Consider the following 18,900-nt stretch of genomic DNA (forward strand, 5'->3'; position numbering starts at 1 on the left):
CGAGCCGTCGTGGCGGCGTGAGTGGGGATGCACGGCCGGGCGGGGGTCGGGCGCGCTGGTTCGTCGTCGCCGTGATCCTCGTCCTCGCGGCCGGATCCGTCGCCTTCCTGTTCGTGGAGCGGCGGAGTGGGTGCGACGACTCCGAGCGCTACACCGTGGCGGTCACCGCCGACCTCGCACCGGTGATCGAGGGGACCTCGGTATCCGGATGTACGGAGTTCGAGATCGTCGAACAGGAACCGGGGGAGGTGTCGGCGCGACTGGCGACCGACGACGTTCCTGACCTGTGGCTCCCGGCGGGCGGATGGTGGGCGTCGTGGGCGGGTGAGACCGCCACGGGCCCGGTGCGCACGGTGTCGACACCGCTGGCCACCACGCCGCTCGTGATCGCGGGTGCGCCGGGCACCGTCGAACCGGCGGCCGACTGGCAGGAGGCCCTGTCCGATCCCGGTCTCGTCTTCGGCAATCCCTTGCGCTCCGGTCCCGCGGCAGGTGCCATCCGCGCCGTGCTGGCCGAGGCCGCCGACGATCCCGTCGCGATGGGCACGGTCCGTCCCGTCATGGCGCCGCTCGCCGAGCGGGAGGGGGTTCGCGACGAGGAGGTACCTACCGGATCGACCTTGCTCGAGGAGACCGTCGCCGATGGTGGGACGGTGGTGAGCACCGAACAGCAGGTCGAGACCTATCGCAGCGTCCACAAGCGCGAACTGGGCATCGAGGTACCCGCCACCGGGACGCTGCTCGTGGACTATCCGGTGGTCGTGACGGCGCGCGGAGAACGGCACGACGCCGCGGCGGCGGCCGCCACGGCGCTGACCGACGCGCTGCACACGTCCGAAGGACTCGACAGGCTGACCCGTCACGGCTTCCGGGACGGAGGCGGACGACCCCTGCCCGACGGCCGCGGTGTGGGAGCGGTGCCGGTGCTCGAACTCGACGACGAGACCGTCGCCGAGGAGGCGATGAACGTGTGGGCGTTGCAGGCGCTTCCCGTGCGCACCGTGTTCGCGGTGGACGTCTCCGCGTCGATGAACCGTAATCTCGGCGACGAGAGTCGGATCGAACTGGTCCGGCGCGCCGCGACCGCCGCCAACGAGGTCCTGCCCGGGAACGTCTCAGCGGGCCTGTGGTTCTTCGGTGGGGGAGTGAGCGACTACGCCACATTGCCGAACGACCGCGCCGAGGCAACGGGGGACTACATCGTGGCGGCACCGATCCGGCGCTTCGATGCGGTGGTGGACGACGGTACCCAACGCGACCTGCTCACCTCGCTCGTCGCGCAGATGGCCGGTACGGCCGACGAGACCACCGCACTCTACGACACGATCCTCGCGGCCTTCCGGTACGTGCAGGACAGCTACGATCCGCGCGCGGCCAACAGTGTCGTCGTGGTGACCGACGGCGCCGACAACGGTTCCGCGATGTCGAAGGACGAACTGCTCGCGGTCCTCTCGAACGAGAACGATCCGTCCAGGCCGGTCCGGATCGTGACGATCGGACTCGGTGAGGACGTGGACACCGCAACCCTCGAGCAGATCGCCGCGGCGACCGGAGGGGTGAGCTACCGGACGAGCGATCCGCTCGACATCACCGAGCTGGTGCTCACTGCGCTGGCCGATCGGACGGGTGGCTGACCGTCTTGTCGTCGTGGGTGCGGTGCCAGAGCAAGCCGAGCGCCGTGATGATCAGGAACAGCACGAAGGTCGACGCGAGCTGGACCCGGGCCGCGCTGTCGGACAGCATCAGCACGATGAAGCCGATGAGCATCGCGAGCGTGAACCAGCTGAGATAGGGGAACAGCCACATGCGCAGGCGGATGGTGCCTTCGCGCTCGAACTTGCGGCGCAGCCGCAGATGCGAGACGACGATGAACAACCAGATCGCGATGAGCGCCGATCCGACCGCGTTGAGCAGGATCCCGAGGATGGTGTCGGGCAGCAGCCAGTTGAGCCACACGCTGACGAAACCGAAGAACACCGAGACGAGCACCGCGTTGCGGGGCACTCCGTGGTGGGTGAGTTTGCTGAGCCAGGCCGGGCCGTCGCCGCCGCGTGCCAGCGAGTAGGCCATGCGGGAGGTGCCGTAGACGTTGGCGTTGAACGCCGACAGCAGCGCGATCACCACGACGAGTTCCATGAAGCCGGACACGTAGGGGATGCCGGCGATGTCGAGCACCGAGACGAACGGGGAGGTCTCGCCGCTCGCCGCGGTCCACGGCAGCACGAGCACCATGATCGAGATCGACCCGAGGTAGAAGATCGAGATGCGCCAGACGACGCTGCGCACGGCGGTCGCGATGGACCGTTCCGGGTCCTTGGATTCGGCTGCGGCGATCGTGACGATCTCGATGCCGCCGAACGCGAAGGCCACCGCGAGCAGACCGGCCGCGATGCCGGCGATGCCGTTGGGTGCGAAACCGTCGCCGTCGCCGAGCAGGTGCGTGGTGCCGACGGGTTCGGTGCCGGGAAGCAGACCGAACACGAGCAGGATGCCGATCACCAGGAAGCCGAGGATGACCGCGACCTTCAGTGCCGCGAACCAGAACTCGAACTCACCGAAGTTGGCGACCCGCGCGAGGTTGACCACCGCGAAGAAGGTGACGAACACCAGCGCGACCACCCATTGGGGTACGCCCGGTAGCCACGACTGCACGATCGCGGAGGCGCCGGTGATCTCGACACCGAGCACCATGATCAGCATGAACCAGTACAGCCAGCCCATGCTGAATCCGGCCCAGCGGCCGATCCCGATGCGCGCGTAGTGGGAGAACGAACCGCTCACCGGCAGCGCGGCACCCATCTCGCCGAGCATGCGCATCACGAAGATGATCATCACGCCGGCGAGCAGGTACGACACGATGATGGCCGGACCGGCGGCGGCGATACCCACTCCGGAACCGAGGAACAGGCCCGCGCCGATGGCGGAGCCGAGTCCCATCATGGTCAGATGGCGGACCTTCAGGCCGCTCCCGAGATGTTCGACCTCGGAAGCGGGCCGCTGGGTTTCACTCACAGTTTCTCGGTTCCGAATCTGTCGTGGGGTGCAGAGCTAGTCGTTGGCGTGCAGAGCTGCGTTCAGTTCGACTCCGCTGCCCTTGTTCGGCACGACCTCGACCGCGCCGCTCACCGAGTTGCGTCGCAGCAGGAGGTTGGATGCGCCGCTGAGGGTCGCGGCCTTGACGACGGTGCCGTCCGGGCCGGTGACCTTGGTGCCGGCGGTGACGTACAGGCCGGCCTCGACGATGCAGTCGTCGCCGAGCGAGATGCCCACGCCGGCGTTCGCGCCGAGCAGGCAGCGCTTGCCGACGGAGATGACCTCCTTGCCACCACCGGAGAGGGTGCCCATGATCGAGGCGCCACCACCGATGTCGGAACCGTCGTCGACGACGACACCCGCGGAGATGCGGCCCTCGACCATCGAGTTGCCGAGCGTGCCGGCGTTGAAGTTGACGAAGCCCTCGTGCATCACGGTGGTGCCGGACGCGAGGTGCGCGCCGAGGCGGACGCGGTCGGCGTCGGCGATGCGGACACCGGCGGGAACGACGTAGTCGACCATGCGGGGGAACTTGTCGACACCGAAGACGGTCACCGGTCCGCGGATGCGCAGACGCGAGCGCACGGTCTCGAAGTTCTCGAGCGAGCACGGGCCGTAGTTGGTCCACACGACGTTCGCGAGCAGACCGAAGATGCCGTCGAGGTTGAGTCCGTGCGGCTGGACGAGACGGTGCGACAGCAGGTGCAGGCGCAGGTAGGCGTCGTGAGTGTCGACGGGCGGCTTCGACAGGTCTGCGATGTCGGTGCGCACCACGACCTGCTGGACCTCGCGCGCCTCGTCGTGACCGGCGAGCAGGGCGAGATCGGACGGGATGTCCGTGCCCTCGAGTCGCGTGGTTCCGGTCTCGCTCGGCTCGCCGAGGGCGGGTGCCGGGTACCACGTGTCGAGGACGGTCCCGTCCTCCGTGATGTTCGCGATGCCTACTGCTGATGCTCCGTGTGCACTCACGGGTGAGAAGCGTACGCGAGGCGGTCCTGCGCCTGTGTCCCCCCTGAGAAAATCGTGTGCGGGGTCTGAGGAACAGGCGCGTTTCGTATCGTGCAGGTATGCCCGTACCGCAGCTGGACCTGCACGCCGACCCCGTCGAACTGACCGCCGCGCTCGTCGACATCCCGAGCGTGTCGCAGAACGAGACGCTCATCGCCGACGCCGTGGAGACGGCTCTGCGCGAGCAGACCGACGGCTTCGAGATCGTGCGCAACGGCAACTGTGTCCTGGCGCGGACGAACCGCGGGCTCGGCAGCCGTGTGATGCTCGCCGGCCACCTCGACACCGTCCCGATCGCCGACAACGTGCCGTCGCGGCGCGACGGCGACCTGCTGTGGGGATGCGGCACCTCCGACATGAAGGCCGGCGACGCCGTCTTCCTGCACCTCGCCGCGACCGTCACCGATCCCGCGCACGACCTGACGATCGTGATGTACGACTGCGAGGAGATCGCGGCCGCGTACAACGGGCTCGGACGGATCGAGACCGAACTGCGCGACTGGCTCGACGCGGACGTCGCGATCCTCGGCGAACCCACCTCGGGTGAGATCGAGGCCGGCTGCCAGGGCACCCTGCGGGTGCGGATCACGACCGGCGGTGTGCGGGCGCACTCGGCGCGCTCCTGGCTCGGCGACAACGCGATCCACAAGCTCGCTCCCGTGCTGGACCGGCTGGCCCGCTACGAGGCGCGGTCGGTCGACATCGACGGCTGTGTGTACCGGGAAGGACTGTCGGCCGTGCGCATCGAGGGCGGTGTCGCCGGGAACGTGGTGCCCGACGCGGCCGCGCTCGACGTGAACTTCCGGTTCGCCCCGGATCGCAGCCCCGACGACGCACTCGCGCACGTCCGGGAGGTCTTCGACGGTCTCGCGATCTCGATGGAGCTCACCGACATGTCGCCCGGCGCGCTGCCCGGACTGTCGAACCCGGCGGCGGCCGCGCTCGTCGAGGCCGCGGGTGGGAAGTTCCGGGCCAAGTACGGCTGGACCGACGTCTCGCGGTTCGCGGCGCTGGGGATTCCGGCCGTCAACTACGGCCCGGGCGATCCGAACCTCGCGCACAAGCGCGACGAGCACGTCGAAGTGGGGCGGATCACCGAGGTGACCTCCGTTCTGCGCTCCTATCTCACCCGATAACGTGGCCGCCATGTCCGGCGACAACTCCTCCTCCGAACGCGGCTCCCGTCGCGAGGTCGTGCACCAGGGCCCGGTGCAGCTGCGCGGCTCTCTCGCCCGCGAGACGACGACGATGGACCAGCGGCTGCTCGATCGCCGCGGCCCGTCCGATTGGGTGCACACCGATCCGTGGCGTGTGCTGCGGATCCAGAGCGAGTTCGTCGAAGGCTTCGGTGCGCTCGCCGAGGTGCCTCGCGCCGTCACCGTCTTCGGATCGGCACGCACCCCGGCCGATCACGAGGAGTACGAGATCGGCCGTGAGCTCGGCGCCGCACTCGTCCACGCCGGATACGCCGTCGTCACCGGTGGCGGCCCGGGCGCGATGGAGGCGGCCAACCGCGGTGCCAGCGAGGCCGGGGGACTGTCGATCGGTCTGGGGATCGAGCTGCCCTTCGAGCAGGGGCTCAACGAGTGGGTCGATCTCGGACTGAACTTCCGGTACTTCTTCGCGCGCAAGACGATGTTCGTGAAGTACTCGCAGGCGTTCGTGTGTCTGCCCGGCGGTTTCGGGACGCTCGACGAGCTGTTCGAGGCACTGACCCTCGTGCAGACCCGCAAGATCACGCAGTTCCCGATCGTGCTGTTCGGATCGGAGTACTGGAACGGTCTGGTGGGCTGGCTGCGCGAGACGCTGGTCCGCGGCGGCAAGATCTCACCCGCCGATCTGGACCTGCTGTACGTCACCGACAGCATCGAGGAGACGGTGGACATCATCCTCGAGGCGCATCGCGGCGAGGACGAGAACGAACTGTACGGAAACGGGAGTGGATGGTGACCGAATCTCTGTCGGTCTGTGTGTACTGCGCGTCGGGACCTGTCGACCAGAAGTTCCTCGAACTCGCCGCCTCGGTCGGCACCGAGATCGGCCGACGGGGCTGGCAGCTGGTCTCCGGTGGCGGCAACGTGTCGATGATGGGAGCGGTCGCCGACGCGGCCCGCGCGGCGGGTGCGCACACGATCGGGGTCATCCCGAAGGCGCTCGTGCACCGCGAGGTCGCGGACGTCGACGCCGACGAGCTGATCGTCACCGAGACGATGCGCGAGCGCAAACGCATCATGGAGGACCGCGCCGACGCCTTCCTGACCCTGCCCGGCGGCATCGGAACCCTCGAGGAACTGTTCGAGACGTGGACCGCGGGGTATCTCGGTATGCATGACAAGCCGGTCGTCCTGCTCGATCCCACGGGGCACTTCGACGGCCTGCTCGGCTGGCTCGGGTCGATGGTCGACACCGGCTTCGTCGCGCAACGCGCACTCGACGGTCTCGCGGTCACCACCGACCTCGCGGACGCGCTCGACCGCTGCGCTGCTCCGTACGCGGCGGTCTGAGGTGTTCCACTTCGCCGCGCGCTTATCTACTCTTCGGTAAGTTCGGGGGAACGCCGTGGGTGTCGCCCGAGCGAACCCGCCCGTCCCCGACGTCGCCGTGAGGAAAATTGTCGTGACCACTCGATCCGATCGAGGCAATGCCCCCGTCGTGTCCCTGCCCGGACTCGTCTCGAAACTGCCCCGGATGGCTACCGATCTCCCCATCGTGTTGCGCGGAGCAGCCGGGATGACCCGGAAGCCGACCGCCCGCGAGACGATCGGGTCGGTCTTCCAGAAGCTCGCCGAGCGTCACCCGGAGCGCCCCTTCATCCGGTTCGAGGGCGACTCCATCGGGTACGGCGAAGCCAACGCGCAGGTCAACCGGTACGCCGCGGTACTTGCCGATCGTGGGGTCGGCAAGGGCGAGGTCGTCGGCATCCTCATGGGCAACCGGCCCGAGACCCTGCTGGTCGCCCTGGCCGCGGTCAAGCTCTGTGCGGCCGCCGGCATGCTCAACATCAACCAGCGCGGTGAGGTGCTCGAGCACAGCCTGTCGCTGCTCGACAGCGCCGTCCTCGTGATCGGGGAGGAGTGCGAGGAGGCCGTCGACTCGCTCGGCGGCGAACCGCAGGCGCGCACCGTGCTGCGCTTCGACGAACTCGCCACCGCCGCCCGCGACGCCGATGCGTCGAATCCCGCCGTCACCGAGGACCTGCAGGCGTCGGAGACGGCCTACTACATCTTCACCTCCGGGACGACGGGGCTGCCGAAGGCCAGCCGCATGACGCATTTCCGGTGGCTGAAGTCGATGTCGGGTCTCGGCAGCCTCGGCGTGCGCCTGCGCCGCACCGACGTCCTGTACTCCTGCCTGCCGCTCTACCACAACAACGCCCTGACGGTCGCGTTGTCCTCGGTGCTCGCCGCCGGTGCCACCTTCGGGCTCGGCCGGAAGTTCTCGGCGTCCAACTTCTGGAACGACGCGGAGCGCAACGGCGCCACGGCCTTCATCTACATCGGCGAGATCTGCCGCTACCTGCTCAACCAGCCGCCGCGGGAGGACGACGCCGACCACGGGATCCGCCTGGCCGTGGGCAACGGCCTGCGCGCCGAACTGTGGGACGAGTTCACCGAACGCTTCGGCATCGACCGCGTCGCCGAGTTCTACGGCGCCAGCGAATGCAACATCGCCTTCATCAACGCGCTCGACCAGAAGCGCACCGCCGGCATCTGCCCGCTGCCCTACGCCGTCGTCGAGTACGACCCCGATTCCGGGCAGGCGCGTCGTGGCGACGACGGCCGGTTGAAGAAGGTCGGCAAGGGCGAGGTCGGACTGCTCCTCGCGAAGGTCACCTCGCGCGCACCCTTCGACGGGTACACCGATCCCGAGGCCACCGAGAAGAAGCTGCTGCGCGACGCGTTCTCCGACGGCGACGTCTGGTTCGACACCGGCGACCTCGTCCGCGACCAGGGCTGGATGCACGTCGCCTTCGTCGACCGGCTCGGCGACACCTTCCGGTGGAAGGGGGAGAACGTCGCGACCACGCAGGTCGAGGCCGCGGTGTCGTCGCACGAGACGGTCGCCGAGGCCGTCGTCTACGGCGTCGAGGTCGACGGGGCCGACGGCCGCGCCGGGATGGCCGCGGTCACGCTGAAGGAGGGCGCCGAACTCGACGGGGCGGCACTCGCGAAGTCGCTGCACGACGCGTTGCCGGACTACGCCGTCCCGCTCTTCGTCCGCATCGTCGACGAGCTCGAGTACACGACGACCTTCAAGAGCCGGAAGGTCGATCTGCGCAAGCAGGGCTACAGCGAGACCGGCGAGGACGAGGTGTACGTCCTCGCGAGTCGCAGCGAGGGTTACCGTCCGATCTTCGACGGCTTCGTCGACGGCGTCGCGCGGGGAGAATTGCCCGGTCGCTGAGCATGTCAGGATGGGATCATGAGCGGCCCCGCGACCGATGTCGACGAGCAGACCCCCGTGACCCGTCCCGGTCCGGCACCGTCCACCCTGTGCGGGCGCACCGTCGCCACCGACAGGGCGCTCGTCATGGCGATCGTCAACCGCACCCCGGACTCGTTCTACGACCGGGGAGCGACCTTCGAGGACGACGCGGCGCTCGCCGCCGTCGACCGTGCGGTGGCCAAGGGGGCCGACCTCGTCGACATCGGCGGGGTGAAGGCCGGGCCGGGTGAGGTCGTCGACAGCGACGAGGAGATCCGGCGCGTCGTGCCGTTCGTCGCCGCGATCCGCGAGCGGTATCCGGATGTGCTCATCAGCGTCGACACCTGGCGCAGCGAGGTCGCGCGTCGCGCCGTGGGCGAGGGCGCCGATCTGATCAACGACACGTGGGCCGGTGCCGACCCCGAGCTCGTCGCGGTCGCCGCCGAACTCGGGGCCGGCATCGTCTGCTCCCACACCGGCGGCGCCGTCCCGCGCACCCGTCCGCACCGCGTGCGGTACACCGACGTCGTCGAGGAGGTCGTCGCGGAGGTCGTCACCGCCGCGGATGCCGCCGCCCGCGCCGGCGTCGCGAGCGACTCGATCCTCATCGATCCGACCCACGATTTCGGAAAGAACACCCATCACGGACTCGCTCTGTTGCGGCACGTGGACGTTCTTGTAAAAACCGGGTGGCCTGTGCTTATGGCGCTGAGCAACAAGGACTTCGTGGGGGAGACTCTGGGAGTCGAACTCGCCGACCGGTTGGAGGGCACATTGGCAGCGACAGCTTTGGCCGCAGCGGCCGGCGCACGGATGTTCCGGGTACACGAGGTGGCAGCCACACGTCGGGTGGTCGACATGGTCGCGGCGATCGCGGGCACACGTCCGCCGGCGCGCACGGTGAGGGGGTTGGCATGAGTGCACCTGCACGCACATGGAACGAGGTCAACAGCTGGGATCGGCCCGCCTGGGCGATCGACGAGCTGATCGCGGCCAAGGCCGGTCGCACGGTGACCGTGGTGCTGCCCGCCCTCAACGAGGAGGAGACCGTCGCGGGAGTGATCGACACGATCCACCCGCTGCTCGGTGGTCTCGTGGACGAACTGGTGGTCCTCGATTCGGGTTCCACCGACGAGACCGCCTCCCGGGCGCGCGCGGCGGGCGCCCGCGTCATGTCCAGGGAGGAAGCGGTACCGGGCATCGAACCGGTCCCCGGTAAGGGCGAGGTGCTGTGGCGGTCGCTCGCGGCGACCTCCGGCGACATCATCGCCTTCGTCGACTCCGATCTGATCGATCCCGATCCGGCCTTCGTGCCGAAACTGCTCGGGCCGCTGCTGCTCGGCGACGGTGTCCACCTCGTCAAGGGGTACTACCGGCGGCCCCTGCGCACCGGTGGTGGCGAGGACGCCCACGGTGGTGGCCGCGTGACCGAGCTCGTCGCACGGCCGCTGCTCGCGGCCCTGCGACCGGAGCTGACCTGCGTGCTGCAACCGCTCGGCGGTGAGTACGCGGGGACGCGGGAACTGCTCGAGTCGGTCCCGTTCGCACCGGGTTACGGGGTGGAGATCGGGTTGCTGCTCGACACCTACGACCGGTTCGGTCTCCACGCGATCGCGCAGGTCAACCTCGGAGTCCGTAAGCATCGCAACCGGCCGCTGTCCGAACTCGGGGCGATGAGCCGGCAGATCGTGGGCACGATGCTCTCGCGATGCGGGATCCCCGATTCGGGGGCGCCGCTCACCCAGTTCCTGGTGGAGGGCGACGCGTTCGTCCCGTTCGACACCTCCGTCGATCTCACAGATCGCCCGCCGATGGTGACGGTCACCGGCTGAGCCGACCGTCCGGCACCGGTCCCGGCCGGTGTCGGACGCTCGTGCCAAGATCGGAGCATGCTCACGGTTCTGCTGTACGTGCTCGTGATGGCGGGCGTCGCCGCCGTGCTGTTCTTCGTCGCGAGCGCCGTCTTCGGCCGGGGTGAGACGTTGGCGCCGCTGCCTCCGGGCACCACCGTCACGGTGCTGCCGGCCACCGACGTCACCGGCACCGACATCCGCGACCTGCGGTTCCAGCAGACCGTGCGGGGTTACAAGATGAGCGAGGTCGACTGGGCGCTCGATCGTCTCGCCCGCGAGGTCGACGACCTGCGGGTCCGCCTTGCCGACGCCGAGACCCGCGCGGCCGGGGAACCGGTCGACGGCACGGGGAAGGACGTCGGGGCAGAAGAGCTCGAAGCGGAGGACGTTCCGGAGAGCGCATCGTCGGAGTCGACGGGGGAGTCACGATGACGGCGGACGGGCGGGGGCCTGTGGCCGACACCGGCGAGCACGCTGCCGTAACCGACATCGACGAGCAGGGGGCCGTGGCCGATACCGACGACCGCGTGCGGTGCCCGTGGGCCGTCGACGGTCCCGGTTCGTCGCTCTACCGCGACTATCACGACTACGAGTGGGGCCGGCCGCTCCACGGCCGCGACGAGATGTTCGAACGGCTCTCCCTCGAGGCGTTCCAGTCGGGCCTGTCGTGGCTGACGATCCTGCGCAAGCGGGAGGCCTTCCGCGCGGCCTTCCACGGCTTCGACGTCGAGGCTGTCGCCCGCTTCACGGAGGCCGACGTCGAGAGGTTGCTCGCCGACCCCGGCATCGTGCGCAACCGCCGCAAGATCGAGGCGGTGATCGCCAACGCGCGGGCCGTGCTCGAACTGCCCACCGACCTCGACGAGCTGCTGTGGTCGTTCGCACCGCCGCGACGCGCGCGACGTTCGGTAACGGTCGAGGAGATTCCGGCGGTCACGCCGGAGTCCACGGCGATGGCCCGTGAGCTGAAGCGTCACGGCTTCCGGTTTGTGGGCCCTACCACTGCATATGCGCTGATGCAGGCCACCGGGATGGTCGACGATCATCTCGAATCGTGCTGGGTGTCACTCGACCCGTAGAACCCGGAGGAGTCTCTTACCCAGGAGTCAGCTACGCGCACGTATTCCGGATAGGGAAGAATGAGAAGGTGCGCGTCGCCGCGACCGGCGATGCAACCACACGGTAACCCACGCGCCCGGCGGTCGGGTGCAGATTTGGAGGGAGCAGAGGATGGCGGCCATGAAGCCCCGGACCGGGGACGGTCCCCTCGAAGCAACCAAAGAGGGACGAGGAATCGTCATGAGGGTTCCACTCGAGGGCGGCGGACGTCTGGTCGTCGAGCTCACGCCGGAAGAGGCTGCGGCACTCGGCGACGAACTCAAGAGTGTCACCAGCTGATCGGCCCCTCTCAGGGCACTCCGGGCCCCGCGCTCCTCGGCGCGCGGGGCCCGGTGTCGTCCTGAGAACGCGATCGGAGGCGCGATGCTCGCCGACGTGATCGACCTTCTCGCGTGCCCTCACTGCGAGTCCGCGCTCGACCTCGACGACAACGTCGTGGTGTGCGATCGCGGGCACAGCTTCGACGTCGCACGCCAGGGCTACGTGTCGCTGCTCGCCGGCGGTTCGACACCGTTCACCGGCGACACCGCCGAGATGATCGCCGCCCGCGCCGACTTCCTCGGTGCCGGGCACTACGACCCCATCCGCCGCGCGGTCGCCGACGCGTGCGTCGACACGGCCGATTCGGTGGACACAGGCGCCCATGCGGTGGACACAGCCGCCGACGCTGCGATCCTCGAGGTCGGGGCCGGTACGGGGCAGTACCTCGCGTCCGTGCTCGACGCCCTGCCGGCAGCGCGCGGCATCGGACTCGACGTCTCCAAGCCCGCGGTGCGACGCATCGCCCGCAGCCATCCCCGGACCGGAGCGATCCTCGCCGACGCGTGGCAGCGACTGCCCGTGAAGTCGGCGTCGCTCACTCATGTGCTGTCGGTGTTCGCGCCCCGCAACGCCGCCGAGAGCCATCGCGTGCTTGCCCCGGGCGGAACGCTCGTCGTCGCGACACCCACCTCGGAGCATCTGCGCGAACTGGTCGAGTTGCCCGGCATGGTGAGCGTGGACGACCGGAAGACCGAGCGGCTCTCGTCCGCGCTGTCGGGACGTTTCGAGCGGGCGGGACGGACGGACGTGCGTTTCACGGCCTCACTCCCGCGCGACGTGCTCGGCCTCGTCGCGGGGATGGGGCCGTCGGCCCACCACGTGACGTCCGACCGGCGCGCGGAGTTGCTGGCCTCTCTGCCCGACCCGTTCGACGTGACGGTGTCGGTCACCGTCACCACGTGGCGACGGATCGGAACGGCCGACGAATCTACCGCGCCGTGATCACCTGCTGGTAGACGGCGACGGTCTGGCGGGCGATCTGCGCCCACGAGAACTCGCTGACGGCGCGGTCGCGTCCGGCCCGGCCCCACTGCGCGGCACGGTCGCGGTCGCGTGCGACGTCGTTGACGGCATCGGCGAGCGCACGCTCGTAGGTCGCGGTGTCGAACGCGTCGTAGTGCACCAGACGCCCGGTGGTCCCGTCCTCCACGACCTCCGGGATGCCCCCCACGTCGGAGGCCACCACGGCGGTCTCGCAGGCCATCGCCTCGAGGTTGACGATCCCCAACGGTTCGTACACCGACGGGCAGACGAAAACCGTCGCCGCCGAGAGCAGTTCGCGGACCGATTCGGTGGGCAGCATCTCGCGCACCCAGTGCACCCCGTCGCGGGAATCCTGCAGGGCGGCCACCGCGCGTTCGGTCTCCGCGGCGATCTCGGGGGTGTCGGGCGCGCCGGCACACAGGACGAGCTGGATGTCGGGGTCGAGGTGGTGCGCCGCGGAGATCAGGTGCCCGACGCCCTTCTGCCGGGTGATGCGGCCGACGAACACGACGATCGGGCGGTCCGGATCGAGACCGATGCGGGTGACGACGGACTCGTGGCCCGGCTCGGCCGGGCCCGGATGCCAGACGGTGGTGTCGATACCGTTGCGCACCACGTGGACCCGAGCGGGATCGACGAACGGGTAGGCGTCGAGCACGTCGAGGCGCATCCCGTCGCTGACCGCGATGATCGCATCGGCGTACCGGACGGCGTTGCGTTCGGACCAGGAGGAGATGCGGTAACCGCCACCGAGTTGCTCGGCCTTCCACGGCCGCCGCGGCTCGAGGGAGTGCGCGGTGAGGATGTGCGGGACGTCGTGGAGTTCGGCGGCGAGATGACCGGCCAGCCCCGTGTACCAGGTGTGCGAGTGCACCACGTCGACCCCGGCGGCAGCGTGCGCCATGCGCAATCCGGCGGACAGGGTCGTCAGGGCGGGATTGGCATCGCGCAATGCCGGGTCGGGGGAGTGCACGAACGCGGTGTCGCGCGGTGCACCTGTGCAGTGCACGTCGACCTCGACCAGTCGACGCAGTTGTTCGACGAGTTCGGTGACGTGGACTCCGGCCCCGCCGTACACCTCAGGCGGATATTCCCGCGTCATCATTGCCACCCTCACCGCCTCAAAGTAGCGGGCCGCGCAGGTTCCGGCCACCCGGCCCCGACACTCCGATCGGCGTCGAGATCGCGCTTCGCTGGCGGCGGCCTGGGTCGGGGGATAGGTTGAAGCGTGTGAGGAGCCAGCCCCATGTGCTTGGAATCGTTCTCGCCGGCGGCGAGGGCAAACGTCTGTATCCGCTGACCGCGGACAGAGCCAAGCCGGCAGTGCCGTTCGGGGGCGCGTACCGCCTCATCGACTTCGTGCTCAGCAATCTCGTGAATGCCGGTTACCTGCGCATCTGCGTTCTCACGCAGTACAAGTCGCACTCTCTCGACCGGCACATCTCGCAGACCTGGCGCCTGTCCGGATTCACCGGTGAGTACATCACCCCGGTGCCGGCCCAGCAGCGACTCGGCCCCCGCTGGTACACCGGCAGTGCCGACGCGATCCTGCAGTCGCTCAACCTGGTCTACGACGAGGATCCCGAGTACATCGTGGTCTTCGGCGCCGACCACGTGTACCGGATGGACCCCGAGCAGATGGTGCGCCAGCACATCGAGTCGGGAGCCGGCGTCACCGTCGCCGGTATCCGCGTCCCGCGCAGCGAGGCCTTCGCGTTCGGCTGTATCGACAGCGACGAGAGCGGCCGGATCACCCAGTTCCTCGAGAAGCCCGCACACCCGCCCGGGACGCCCGACGACCCCAACGTCACGTTCGCGTCCATGGGCAACTACGTCTTCACCACGAAGGTCCTCGTCGAGGCGCTGCGGGCCGACTCGGAGAATCCCGACTCCGATCACGACATGGGCGGCGACATCATCCCCGCGCTCGTCGAGCAGGGCGAGGCCCACGTCTACGACTTCAACGACAACGTCGTCCCGGGCGCGACCGAACGCGACCGTGCCTACTGGCGCGACGTCGGAACGCTCGACGCCTTCTACGACGCCCACATGGACCTCGTGTCGGTCCACCCGATCTTCAACCTCTACAACCGGCGCTGGCCCATCCGCGGTGCCGCCGAGAACCTGCCGCCCGCGAAGTTCGTGCAGGGCGGTCTGGCTCAGGAATCGATCGTCGGCGCCGGCAGCATCCTGTCGGCCGCCACGGTCCGCAACTCGGTGCTGAGCTCGAACGTCATGGTCGACGACGGAGCGACCGTCGAGGGCAGCGTGCTCATGCCCGGGGTGCGCATCGGCAAGGGTGCGGTGGTGCGCCGGGCGATCCTCGACAAGAACGTCGTCGTCGGCGACGGCGAGATCATCGGCGTGGACCTCGAGCGCGACCGTCAGCGGTTCGCGGTCAGCAACGGTGGTGTCGTCGCCATCGGCAAGGGGATCTGGATCTGAGACCGTGCCCGCCCCGACGGCGAATCAGCTGAGGCGCACCGCGCAGAGCAGACCGTCGCCGAGGGGGAGGACCACCGGAGCGAGACGTTCGTCGTCGGACACCGCGCGGGTCGCCTCGCGCACCGCGAGCACCGTCGCGTCGCGGGCGGCCGGATCGGCGACGCGACCGTCGAGCAGGGCGTTGTGCAGCACGATCACGCCACCCGGCCGCAGCAGACGCACCCCTTCGCGCACGAAGTGCGGATGGTCGGCGGGAGTCGCGTCGACGAAGACCATGTCGTAGCCGGAATCGGCGAGTCGCGGCAGCACGTCCAGCGCGCGGCCGTTGATGAGCCGGGTGCGCGACGCCACGATGCCGGCTTCACGGAAGGCGATCTTCGCGGCCCGCTGATGTTCCGGTTCGCTGTCGATCGTGGTGAGCACGCCGTCCTCGCGCAGGCCGTGCAGCAACCACAGTCCGCTCACACCCGCACCGGTCCCGATCTCCACTACCGTCTTCGCGTCGAGCATGCGGGCGAACATCGCGAGGGCGGCTCCGACGGAGGGGGACACCGGGTCGGCGCCCAGATCTTCGGCACGGTCACGCGCCGCGGCGAGCTCGTCGTCCTCGACGACGATGTTCTCCGCGTGGGTCAGGATGCGATCGGCGTTGGTCTGCACCTCACTGAGGCTATCCTCGGCGATTCGTTCGCGCAGGCAGGCGCGCACGGAGTGGTGCCGTCAGTTGTGTGATTTCGGCGGATGAACATGCCCGGAGCGGTTTTCTCAGGGACGTTTCAGGTTACTCATACGGCGGCCACATCGCCGCGAGGAAAACTGACACTCGACGAACCGGACGATCGCACCGGTTCACGACTTCGAGGACGCACCGCCCTCGGGGAACCTTCCTGTGAAGGAATATTCCCAGCAGGGCGAGTGTTGTAGGCCCCGAAGCCCGTACCACCTTGCGATCCCGACGAGGAGGATCCACCGATCCACATGACCCGATCCCACACCGTTCCCGAGAACGACGCCTCGGCGCTCGACGCTGCCCTCGAGGCGGACCTGAGCGGCACCGCGGCGTTCGACGCCACCGGGGACCGCGCGGCCATGCCGTCGTGGGACGAACTCGTTCGTGAGCACGGCGACCGCGTCTACCGACTCGCCTACCGCCTGTCCGGCAACGCCCAGGACGCGGAGGATCTCACGCAGGAGACCTTCATCCGCGTCTTCCGGTCGTTGCAGAACTACCAGCCCGGCACTTTCGAGGGCTGGTTGCACCGCATCACCACGAACCTCTTCCTGGACATGGTGCGCCGCCGGAACCGCATCCGGATGGAAGCGCTCCCGGAGGACTACGATCGTGTACCGGCCGCAGGGCCGAACCCCGAGGAGATCTACCACGACGCGCGTCTCGGCGCCGACCTGCAGTCCGCTCTGGACTCGCTCGGACCCGAGTACCGTGCCGCAGTGGTGCTCTGTGACATCGAAGGTCTGTCCTACGAGGAGATCGGTGCCACACTGGGGGTGAAACTCGGTACGGTGCGTAGTCGTATCCACCGAGGCCGCCAGGCACTCCGCGAGTACCTGCGCGAGCATGGAAAGGTCGAAAACGGTCGCGTCGATGCGGGGTAGCCGCCGGGAGGTAGTGATGACGATGGTGCAACCACCTCGCAGGTTCGGCTCCACGGAACATCTCGCCAGCGAGGCAGTTGCCGCATTCGTCGACGGCGAACTGCGCATGGCGGCCTACATGCGGGCCGCCCAGCACCTGTCGATGTGTCCGGAGTGTGCCGCCGAGGTCGAAGCCCAGCAGCAGGCCCGCCACGCACTGCGGTCCGCTGCCGATCACGTACCGCGTATGCCGAGTTCTCTGCTCGGGACGCTCAGCAACATTCCTTCACACCTGTGCGATCCGTCCCCGCAGCCGCAGGCGGAGGAAGGCTTCGCCGCGCGCCGCTGGTCGATTCTCCGGCGCCGGTGACCGGACGGGCGGTAACAGGTGATCCGATGCCATCGGTGATACTGGGCTGCGTGACGGACCTAGACGGGGGAGACGGGCACGCGTGACGGCCGAATCTGCGCAGCACACCGAACGACGGGCCGGCGACGATCCTCGTCGCGACGACGAGTTGCCCCATGCCTCGTCGGGTAAGGACTCGTCGGGCAGAGGCTCGTCCGGCAACGCCTCGTCGGGGCTGCCCGACGGAGCGATCGCGCGCCCCGACGACGCTCCCCGTCTCGAACCCCGGCCCGTCTACCGGCCCACCGTCGATCCTGCATCGGCTCGTGTCTTCGGGCGCCCGGCCGGCACCGAGGGATCGTTCGACTCCTCGGCCCATCCCCGCGTCGTCGACCCGCGCGTCCAGCAGGCACCTCCGACCGACGCGATCCTGGCCGAGGCCTACGGACGGCCGTCCGACGCCGACGAGACGCTCCAGCGTCCCCCTTCGCAGCCCGCGGCCGAGGCCGAGGACGACACCGAACCCGATCCCTGGCGCGACCCCGACTCCGCGGTGCGGCTCGGTCCGCCCCTGGTCGGGCAGGCGGAGGAGAAGGAACTTCCCCCGGCTCCCGGACTCACCCTGCGTGAAGTGTTGTTCGACCGCCGCGTCCAGCCGCGCGCGCTCGCGACCCTGGCCGCGGTGGCCGTCGTGATCGGCATGGTCGGCGGACTCGTCGTGGCACTGGCGACCGCCGACAACGGCTCGCTGACCAGTCGCGGCGTGACGCTGAGCCAGTCGGGTCCCGACGAGGAACTGCCGACCGGCGCGGTCGCTCGGGTCGCCGACACCGTGCTCCCTGCGGTCGTCTCCATCCAGACCACCGTCGGCGGCGACGCCGGCACCGGCTCGGGCGTGGTGATCGACGGTGCCGGCTACATCGTCACCAACAACCACGTCATCTCGATGGCCGCCGGAAATCCCGACGCGAAGGTGCAGGTCACCTTCGACGACGGCACGAAGGTGCCCGCATCGATCGTCGGACGCGACATCAAGACCGACCTGGCCGTGCTCGCCGTCGAGGACGTCGACAACCTGGTCGTCGCCGAACTGGGCCGCTCCGAGGACGTCCAGGTGGGCGAGGACGTCGTCGCGGTCGGTTCGCCGCTCGGCCTGAGCAAGACCGTCACCCGCGGCATCGTCAGTGCGTTGCACCGGCCCATGCGGCTCAGCGGACAGGGCACCGACACCGACGCGGTGATCGACGCCGTCCAGACCGACGCCTCGATCAATCCCGGCAACTCCGGCGGCCCCCTCATCGACATGGAGGGGCGCGTGATCGGCATCAACTCCGCGATCAAGTCGGAGACCGGCGGCTCGGTGGGTCTGGGCTTCGCGATCCCCATCGACGACGTCACCGAGGTGGCGCAGGAGCTGATCCGCACCGGCGAGATGCGCCACCCGGACATCGGCGTGAACGCGCGCTCGGTCGTCAACGACGTCGCGAGCGGCGCGGAGGTCGCCAACGTCCGTCAGGACAGCCCGGCTCAGCGCGCCGGCATCGTCGAGGGCGACGTCATCGTCAAGGTCGACGACCGCGAGGTCACCAGCGCCGACGAACTCGTCGTGGCGGTCCAGCAGCAGGAGATCGACGAGCCGGTCACCGTCCAGCTCGTGCGCAACGGCCGCCTCGTCGACGTCGAGGTCACCCCCGTCTCCGACTGAACGGTTCCCCTCGCGTGATGTGACCTTCCCCGTAGGTGATGCGATCCGGACGCGACCACGTACCC

General features: G+C 69.1%; 19 protein-coding genes. 15 read left to right on the forward strand and 4 right to left on the reverse strand.

What is annotated here, in order from left to right:
- The first annotated feature begins 17 nt into the window (after nucleotides 1–17).
- Nucleotides 18–1,634, forward strand: coding sequence for a substrate-binding domain-containing protein (locus B9C99_RS00920; protein ID WP_253249930.1), 1,617 nt, complete (start codon nucleotides 18–20; stop codon nucleotides 1,632–1,634).
- Here the strand turns inward: B9C99_RS00920 and B9C99_RS00925 are convergent.
- On the reverse strand, nucleotides 1,603–2,937 hold the full coding sequence (locus B9C99_RS00925) for an amino acid permease (RefSeq protein WP_253249948.1): 1,335 nt from the start codon (nucleotides 2,935–2,937) through the stop codon (nucleotides 1,603–1,605). The genes B9C99_RS00920 and B9C99_RS00925 overlap by 32 nt on opposite strands.
- A 111-nt stretch (nucleotides 2,938–3,048) precedes the next feature.
- Complete coding sequence (dapD, locus tag B9C99_RS00930; RefSeq protein ID WP_060651706.1) at nucleotides 3,049–4,002, reverse strand: 2,3,4,5-tetrahydropyridine-2,6-dicarboxylate N-succinyltransferase; 954 nt, start codon at nucleotides 4,000–4,002, stop codon at nucleotides 3,049–3,051.
- 98 nt (nucleotides 4,003–4,100) lie between these two features.
- Between dapD and dapE the strand changes: the two genes are divergently transcribed.
- From dapE to B9C99_RS00980, 10 genes are all read left to right on the forward strand, one after another.
- On the forward strand, nucleotides 4,101–5,177 hold the full coding sequence (gene dapE, locus B9C99_RS00935; protein ID WP_088896689.1) for a succinyl-diaminopimelate desuccinylase: 1,077 nt from the start codon (nucleotides 4,101–4,103) through the stop codon (nucleotides 5,175–5,177).
- Between the two features lie 10 nt (nucleotides 5,178–5,187).
- Entirely contained in the window at nucleotides 5,188–5,991 is an 804-nt protein-coding gene (locus B9C99_RS00940; RefSeq protein ID WP_026061113.1) for a TIGR00730 family Rossman fold protein, read from the forward strand.
- Complete coding sequence (locus B9C99_RS00945) at nucleotides 5,985–6,545, forward strand: TIGR00730 family Rossman fold protein (protein ID WP_016692046.1); 561 nt, start codon at nucleotides 5,985–5,987, stop codon at nucleotides 6,543–6,545. The genes B9C99_RS00940 and B9C99_RS00945 overlap by 7 nt, the downstream gene beginning before the upstream one ends.
- A gap of 148 nt (nucleotides 6,546–6,693) precedes the next feature.
- Nucleotides 6,694–8,445, forward strand: coding sequence for a long-chain-acyl-CoA synthetase (locus B9C99_RS00950; protein ID WP_088896690.1), 1,752 nt, complete (start codon nucleotides 6,694–6,696; stop codon nucleotides 8,443–8,445).
- Nucleotides 8,446–8,463: 18 nt separating this feature from the next.
- Entirely contained in the window at nucleotides 8,464–9,384 is a 921-nt protein-coding gene (gene folP / locus B9C99_RS00955; protein ID WP_088896691.1) for a dihydropteroate synthase, read from the forward strand.
- Entirely contained in the window at nucleotides 9,381–10,298 is a 918-nt protein-coding gene (locus B9C99_RS00960; RefSeq protein WP_016692043.1) for a glucosyl-3-phosphoglycerate synthase, read from the forward strand. The genes folP and B9C99_RS00960 overlap by 4 nt, the downstream gene beginning before the upstream one ends.
- A gap of 57 nt (nucleotides 10,299–10,355) precedes the next feature.
- Nucleotides 10,356–10,751 (forward strand): DivIVA domain-containing protein, encoded by a 396-nt coding sequence (locus B9C99_RS00965; RefSeq protein WP_088896692.1) that lies wholly within the window; start codon nucleotides 10,356–10,358, stop codon nucleotides 10,749–10,751.
- Nucleotides 10,752–10,825: 74 nt separating this feature from the next.
- The gene (locus B9C99_RS00970; RefSeq protein WP_088896800.1) at nucleotides 10,826–11,398 is read left to right on the forward strand and encodes a DNA-3-methyladenine glycosylase I; all 573 of its coding nucleotides are present in this window, start codon (nucleotides 10,826–10,828) and stop codon (nucleotides 11,396–11,398) included.
- 151 nt (nucleotides 11,399–11,549) lie between these two features.
- Nucleotides 11,550–11,717 (forward strand): DUF3117 domain-containing protein, encoded by a 168-nt coding sequence (locus B9C99_RS00975; protein WP_006554284.1) that lies wholly within the window; start codon nucleotides 11,550–11,552, stop codon nucleotides 11,715–11,717.
- Nucleotides 11,718–11,801: 84 nt separating this feature from the next.
- Complete coding sequence (locus B9C99_RS00980) at nucleotides 11,802–12,701, forward strand: putative RNA methyltransferase (protein ID WP_088896693.1); 900 nt, start codon at nucleotides 11,802–11,804, stop codon at nucleotides 12,699–12,701.
- Here the strand turns inward: B9C99_RS00980 and glgA are convergent.
- Nucleotides 12,688–13,860, reverse strand: coding sequence for a glycogen synthase (gene glgA, locus B9C99_RS00985; protein WP_026061110.1), 1,173 nt, complete (start codon nucleotides 13,858–13,860; stop codon nucleotides 12,688–12,690). The two genes, B9C99_RS00980 and glgA, sit on opposite strands and share 14 nt — an antisense overlap.
- Before the next feature lie 113 nt (nucleotides 13,861–13,973).
- On the opposite strand from glgA, the gene glgC reads away from it, so the two are divergent.
- Nucleotides 13,974–15,188: a glucose-1-phosphate adenylyltransferase gene (gene glgC / locus B9C99_RS00990; protein WP_037190186.1), complete on the forward strand. Its 1,215-nt coding sequence runs from the start codon at nucleotides 13,974–13,976 to the stop codon at nucleotides 15,186–15,188.
- Between the two features lie 24 nt (nucleotides 15,189–15,212).
- Here glgC and B9C99_RS00995 read toward each other — a convergent pair whose 3' ends face one another.
- The gene (locus B9C99_RS00995) at nucleotides 15,213–15,848 is read right to left on the reverse strand and encodes an O-methyltransferase (protein WP_026061109.1); all 636 of its coding nucleotides are present in this window, start codon (nucleotides 15,846–15,848) and stop codon (nucleotides 15,213–15,215) included.
- 318 nt (nucleotides 15,849–16,166) lie between these two features.
- On the opposite strand from B9C99_RS00995, the gene sigE reads away from it, so the two are divergent.
- The 3 genes from sigE (at nucleotide 16,167) to B9C99_RS01010 (ending at nucleotide 18,835) form a co-directional block, all read left to right on the forward strand.
- The gene (sigE, locus tag B9C99_RS01000; protein WP_016692035.1) at nucleotides 16,167–16,802 is read left to right on the forward strand and encodes an RNA polymerase sigma factor SigE; all 636 of its coding nucleotides are present in this window, start codon (nucleotides 16,167–16,169) and stop codon (nucleotides 16,800–16,802) included.
- 16 nt (nucleotides 16,803–16,818) lie between these two features.
- On the forward strand, nucleotides 16,819–17,151 hold the full coding sequence (locus tag B9C99_RS01005; RefSeq protein WP_016692034.1) for an anti-sigma factor: 333 nt from the start codon (nucleotides 16,819–16,821) through the stop codon (nucleotides 17,149–17,151).
- 229 nt (nucleotides 17,152–17,380) lie between these two features.
- Nucleotides 17,381–18,835 carry a trypsin-like peptidase domain-containing protein gene (locus B9C99_RS01010; RefSeq protein WP_216359284.1) on the forward strand — a complete coding sequence of 485 codons (1,455 nt, stop codon included), beginning with the start codon at nucleotides 17,381–17,383 and terminating at the stop codon, nucleotides 18,833–18,835.
- The last annotated feature ends 65 nt before the right edge of the window (nucleotides 18,836–18,900 follow it).

The organism is Rhodococcus sp. BUPNP1, assembly GCF_002215235.1.
Lineage (GTDB): Bacteria > Actinomycetota > Actinomycetes > Mycobacteriales > Mycobacteriaceae > Rhodococcus.

Excerpts from the sequence above, each read along its gene's own strand:
- B9C99_RS00925 (WP_253249948.1), bottom strand. The coding sequence starts at position 2,937 with ATGGGACTCGGCTCCGCCATCGGCGCGGGCCTGTTCCTCGGTTCCGGA.
- dapE (WP_088896689.1), top strand. The coding sequence starts at position 4,101 with ATGCCCGTACCGCAGCTGGACCTGCACGCCGACCCCGTCGAACTGACC.
- B9C99_RS00940 (WP_026061113.1), top strand. The coding sequence starts at position 5,188 with ATGTCCGGCGACAACTCCTCCTCCGAACGCGGCTCCCGTCGCGAGGTC.
- B9C99_RS00945 (WP_016692046.1), top strand. The coding sequence starts at position 5,985 with ATGGTGACCGAATCTCTGTCGGTCTGTGTGTACTGCGCGTCGGGACCT.
- folP (WP_088896691.1), top strand. The coding sequence starts at position 8,464 with ATGAGCGGCCCCGCGACCGATGTCGACGAGCAGACCCCCGTGACCCGT.
- B9C99_RS00960 (WP_016692043.1), top strand. The coding sequence starts at position 9,381 with ATGAGTGCACCTGCACGCACATGGAACGAGGTCAACAGCTGGGATCGG.
- B9C99_RS00965 (WP_088896692.1), top strand. The coding sequence starts at position 10,356 with ATGCTCACGGTTCTGCTGTACGTGCTCGTGATGGCGGGCGTCGCCGCC.
- B9C99_RS00975 (WP_006554284.1), top strand. The coding sequence starts at position 11,550 with ATGGCGGCCATGAAGCCCCGGACCGGGGACGGTCCCCTCGAAGCAACC.
- B9C99_RS00980 (WP_088896693.1), top strand. The coding sequence starts at position 11,802 with ATGCTCGCCGACGTGATCGACCTTCTCGCGTGCCCTCACTGCGAGTCC.
- sigE (WP_016692035.1), top strand. The coding sequence starts at position 16,167 with ATGACCCGATCCCACACCGTTCCCGAGAACGACGCCTCGGCGCTCGAC.
- B9C99_RS01005 (WP_016692034.1), top strand. The coding sequence starts at position 16,819 with ATGACGATGGTGCAACCACCTCGCAGGTTCGGCTCCACGGAACATCTC.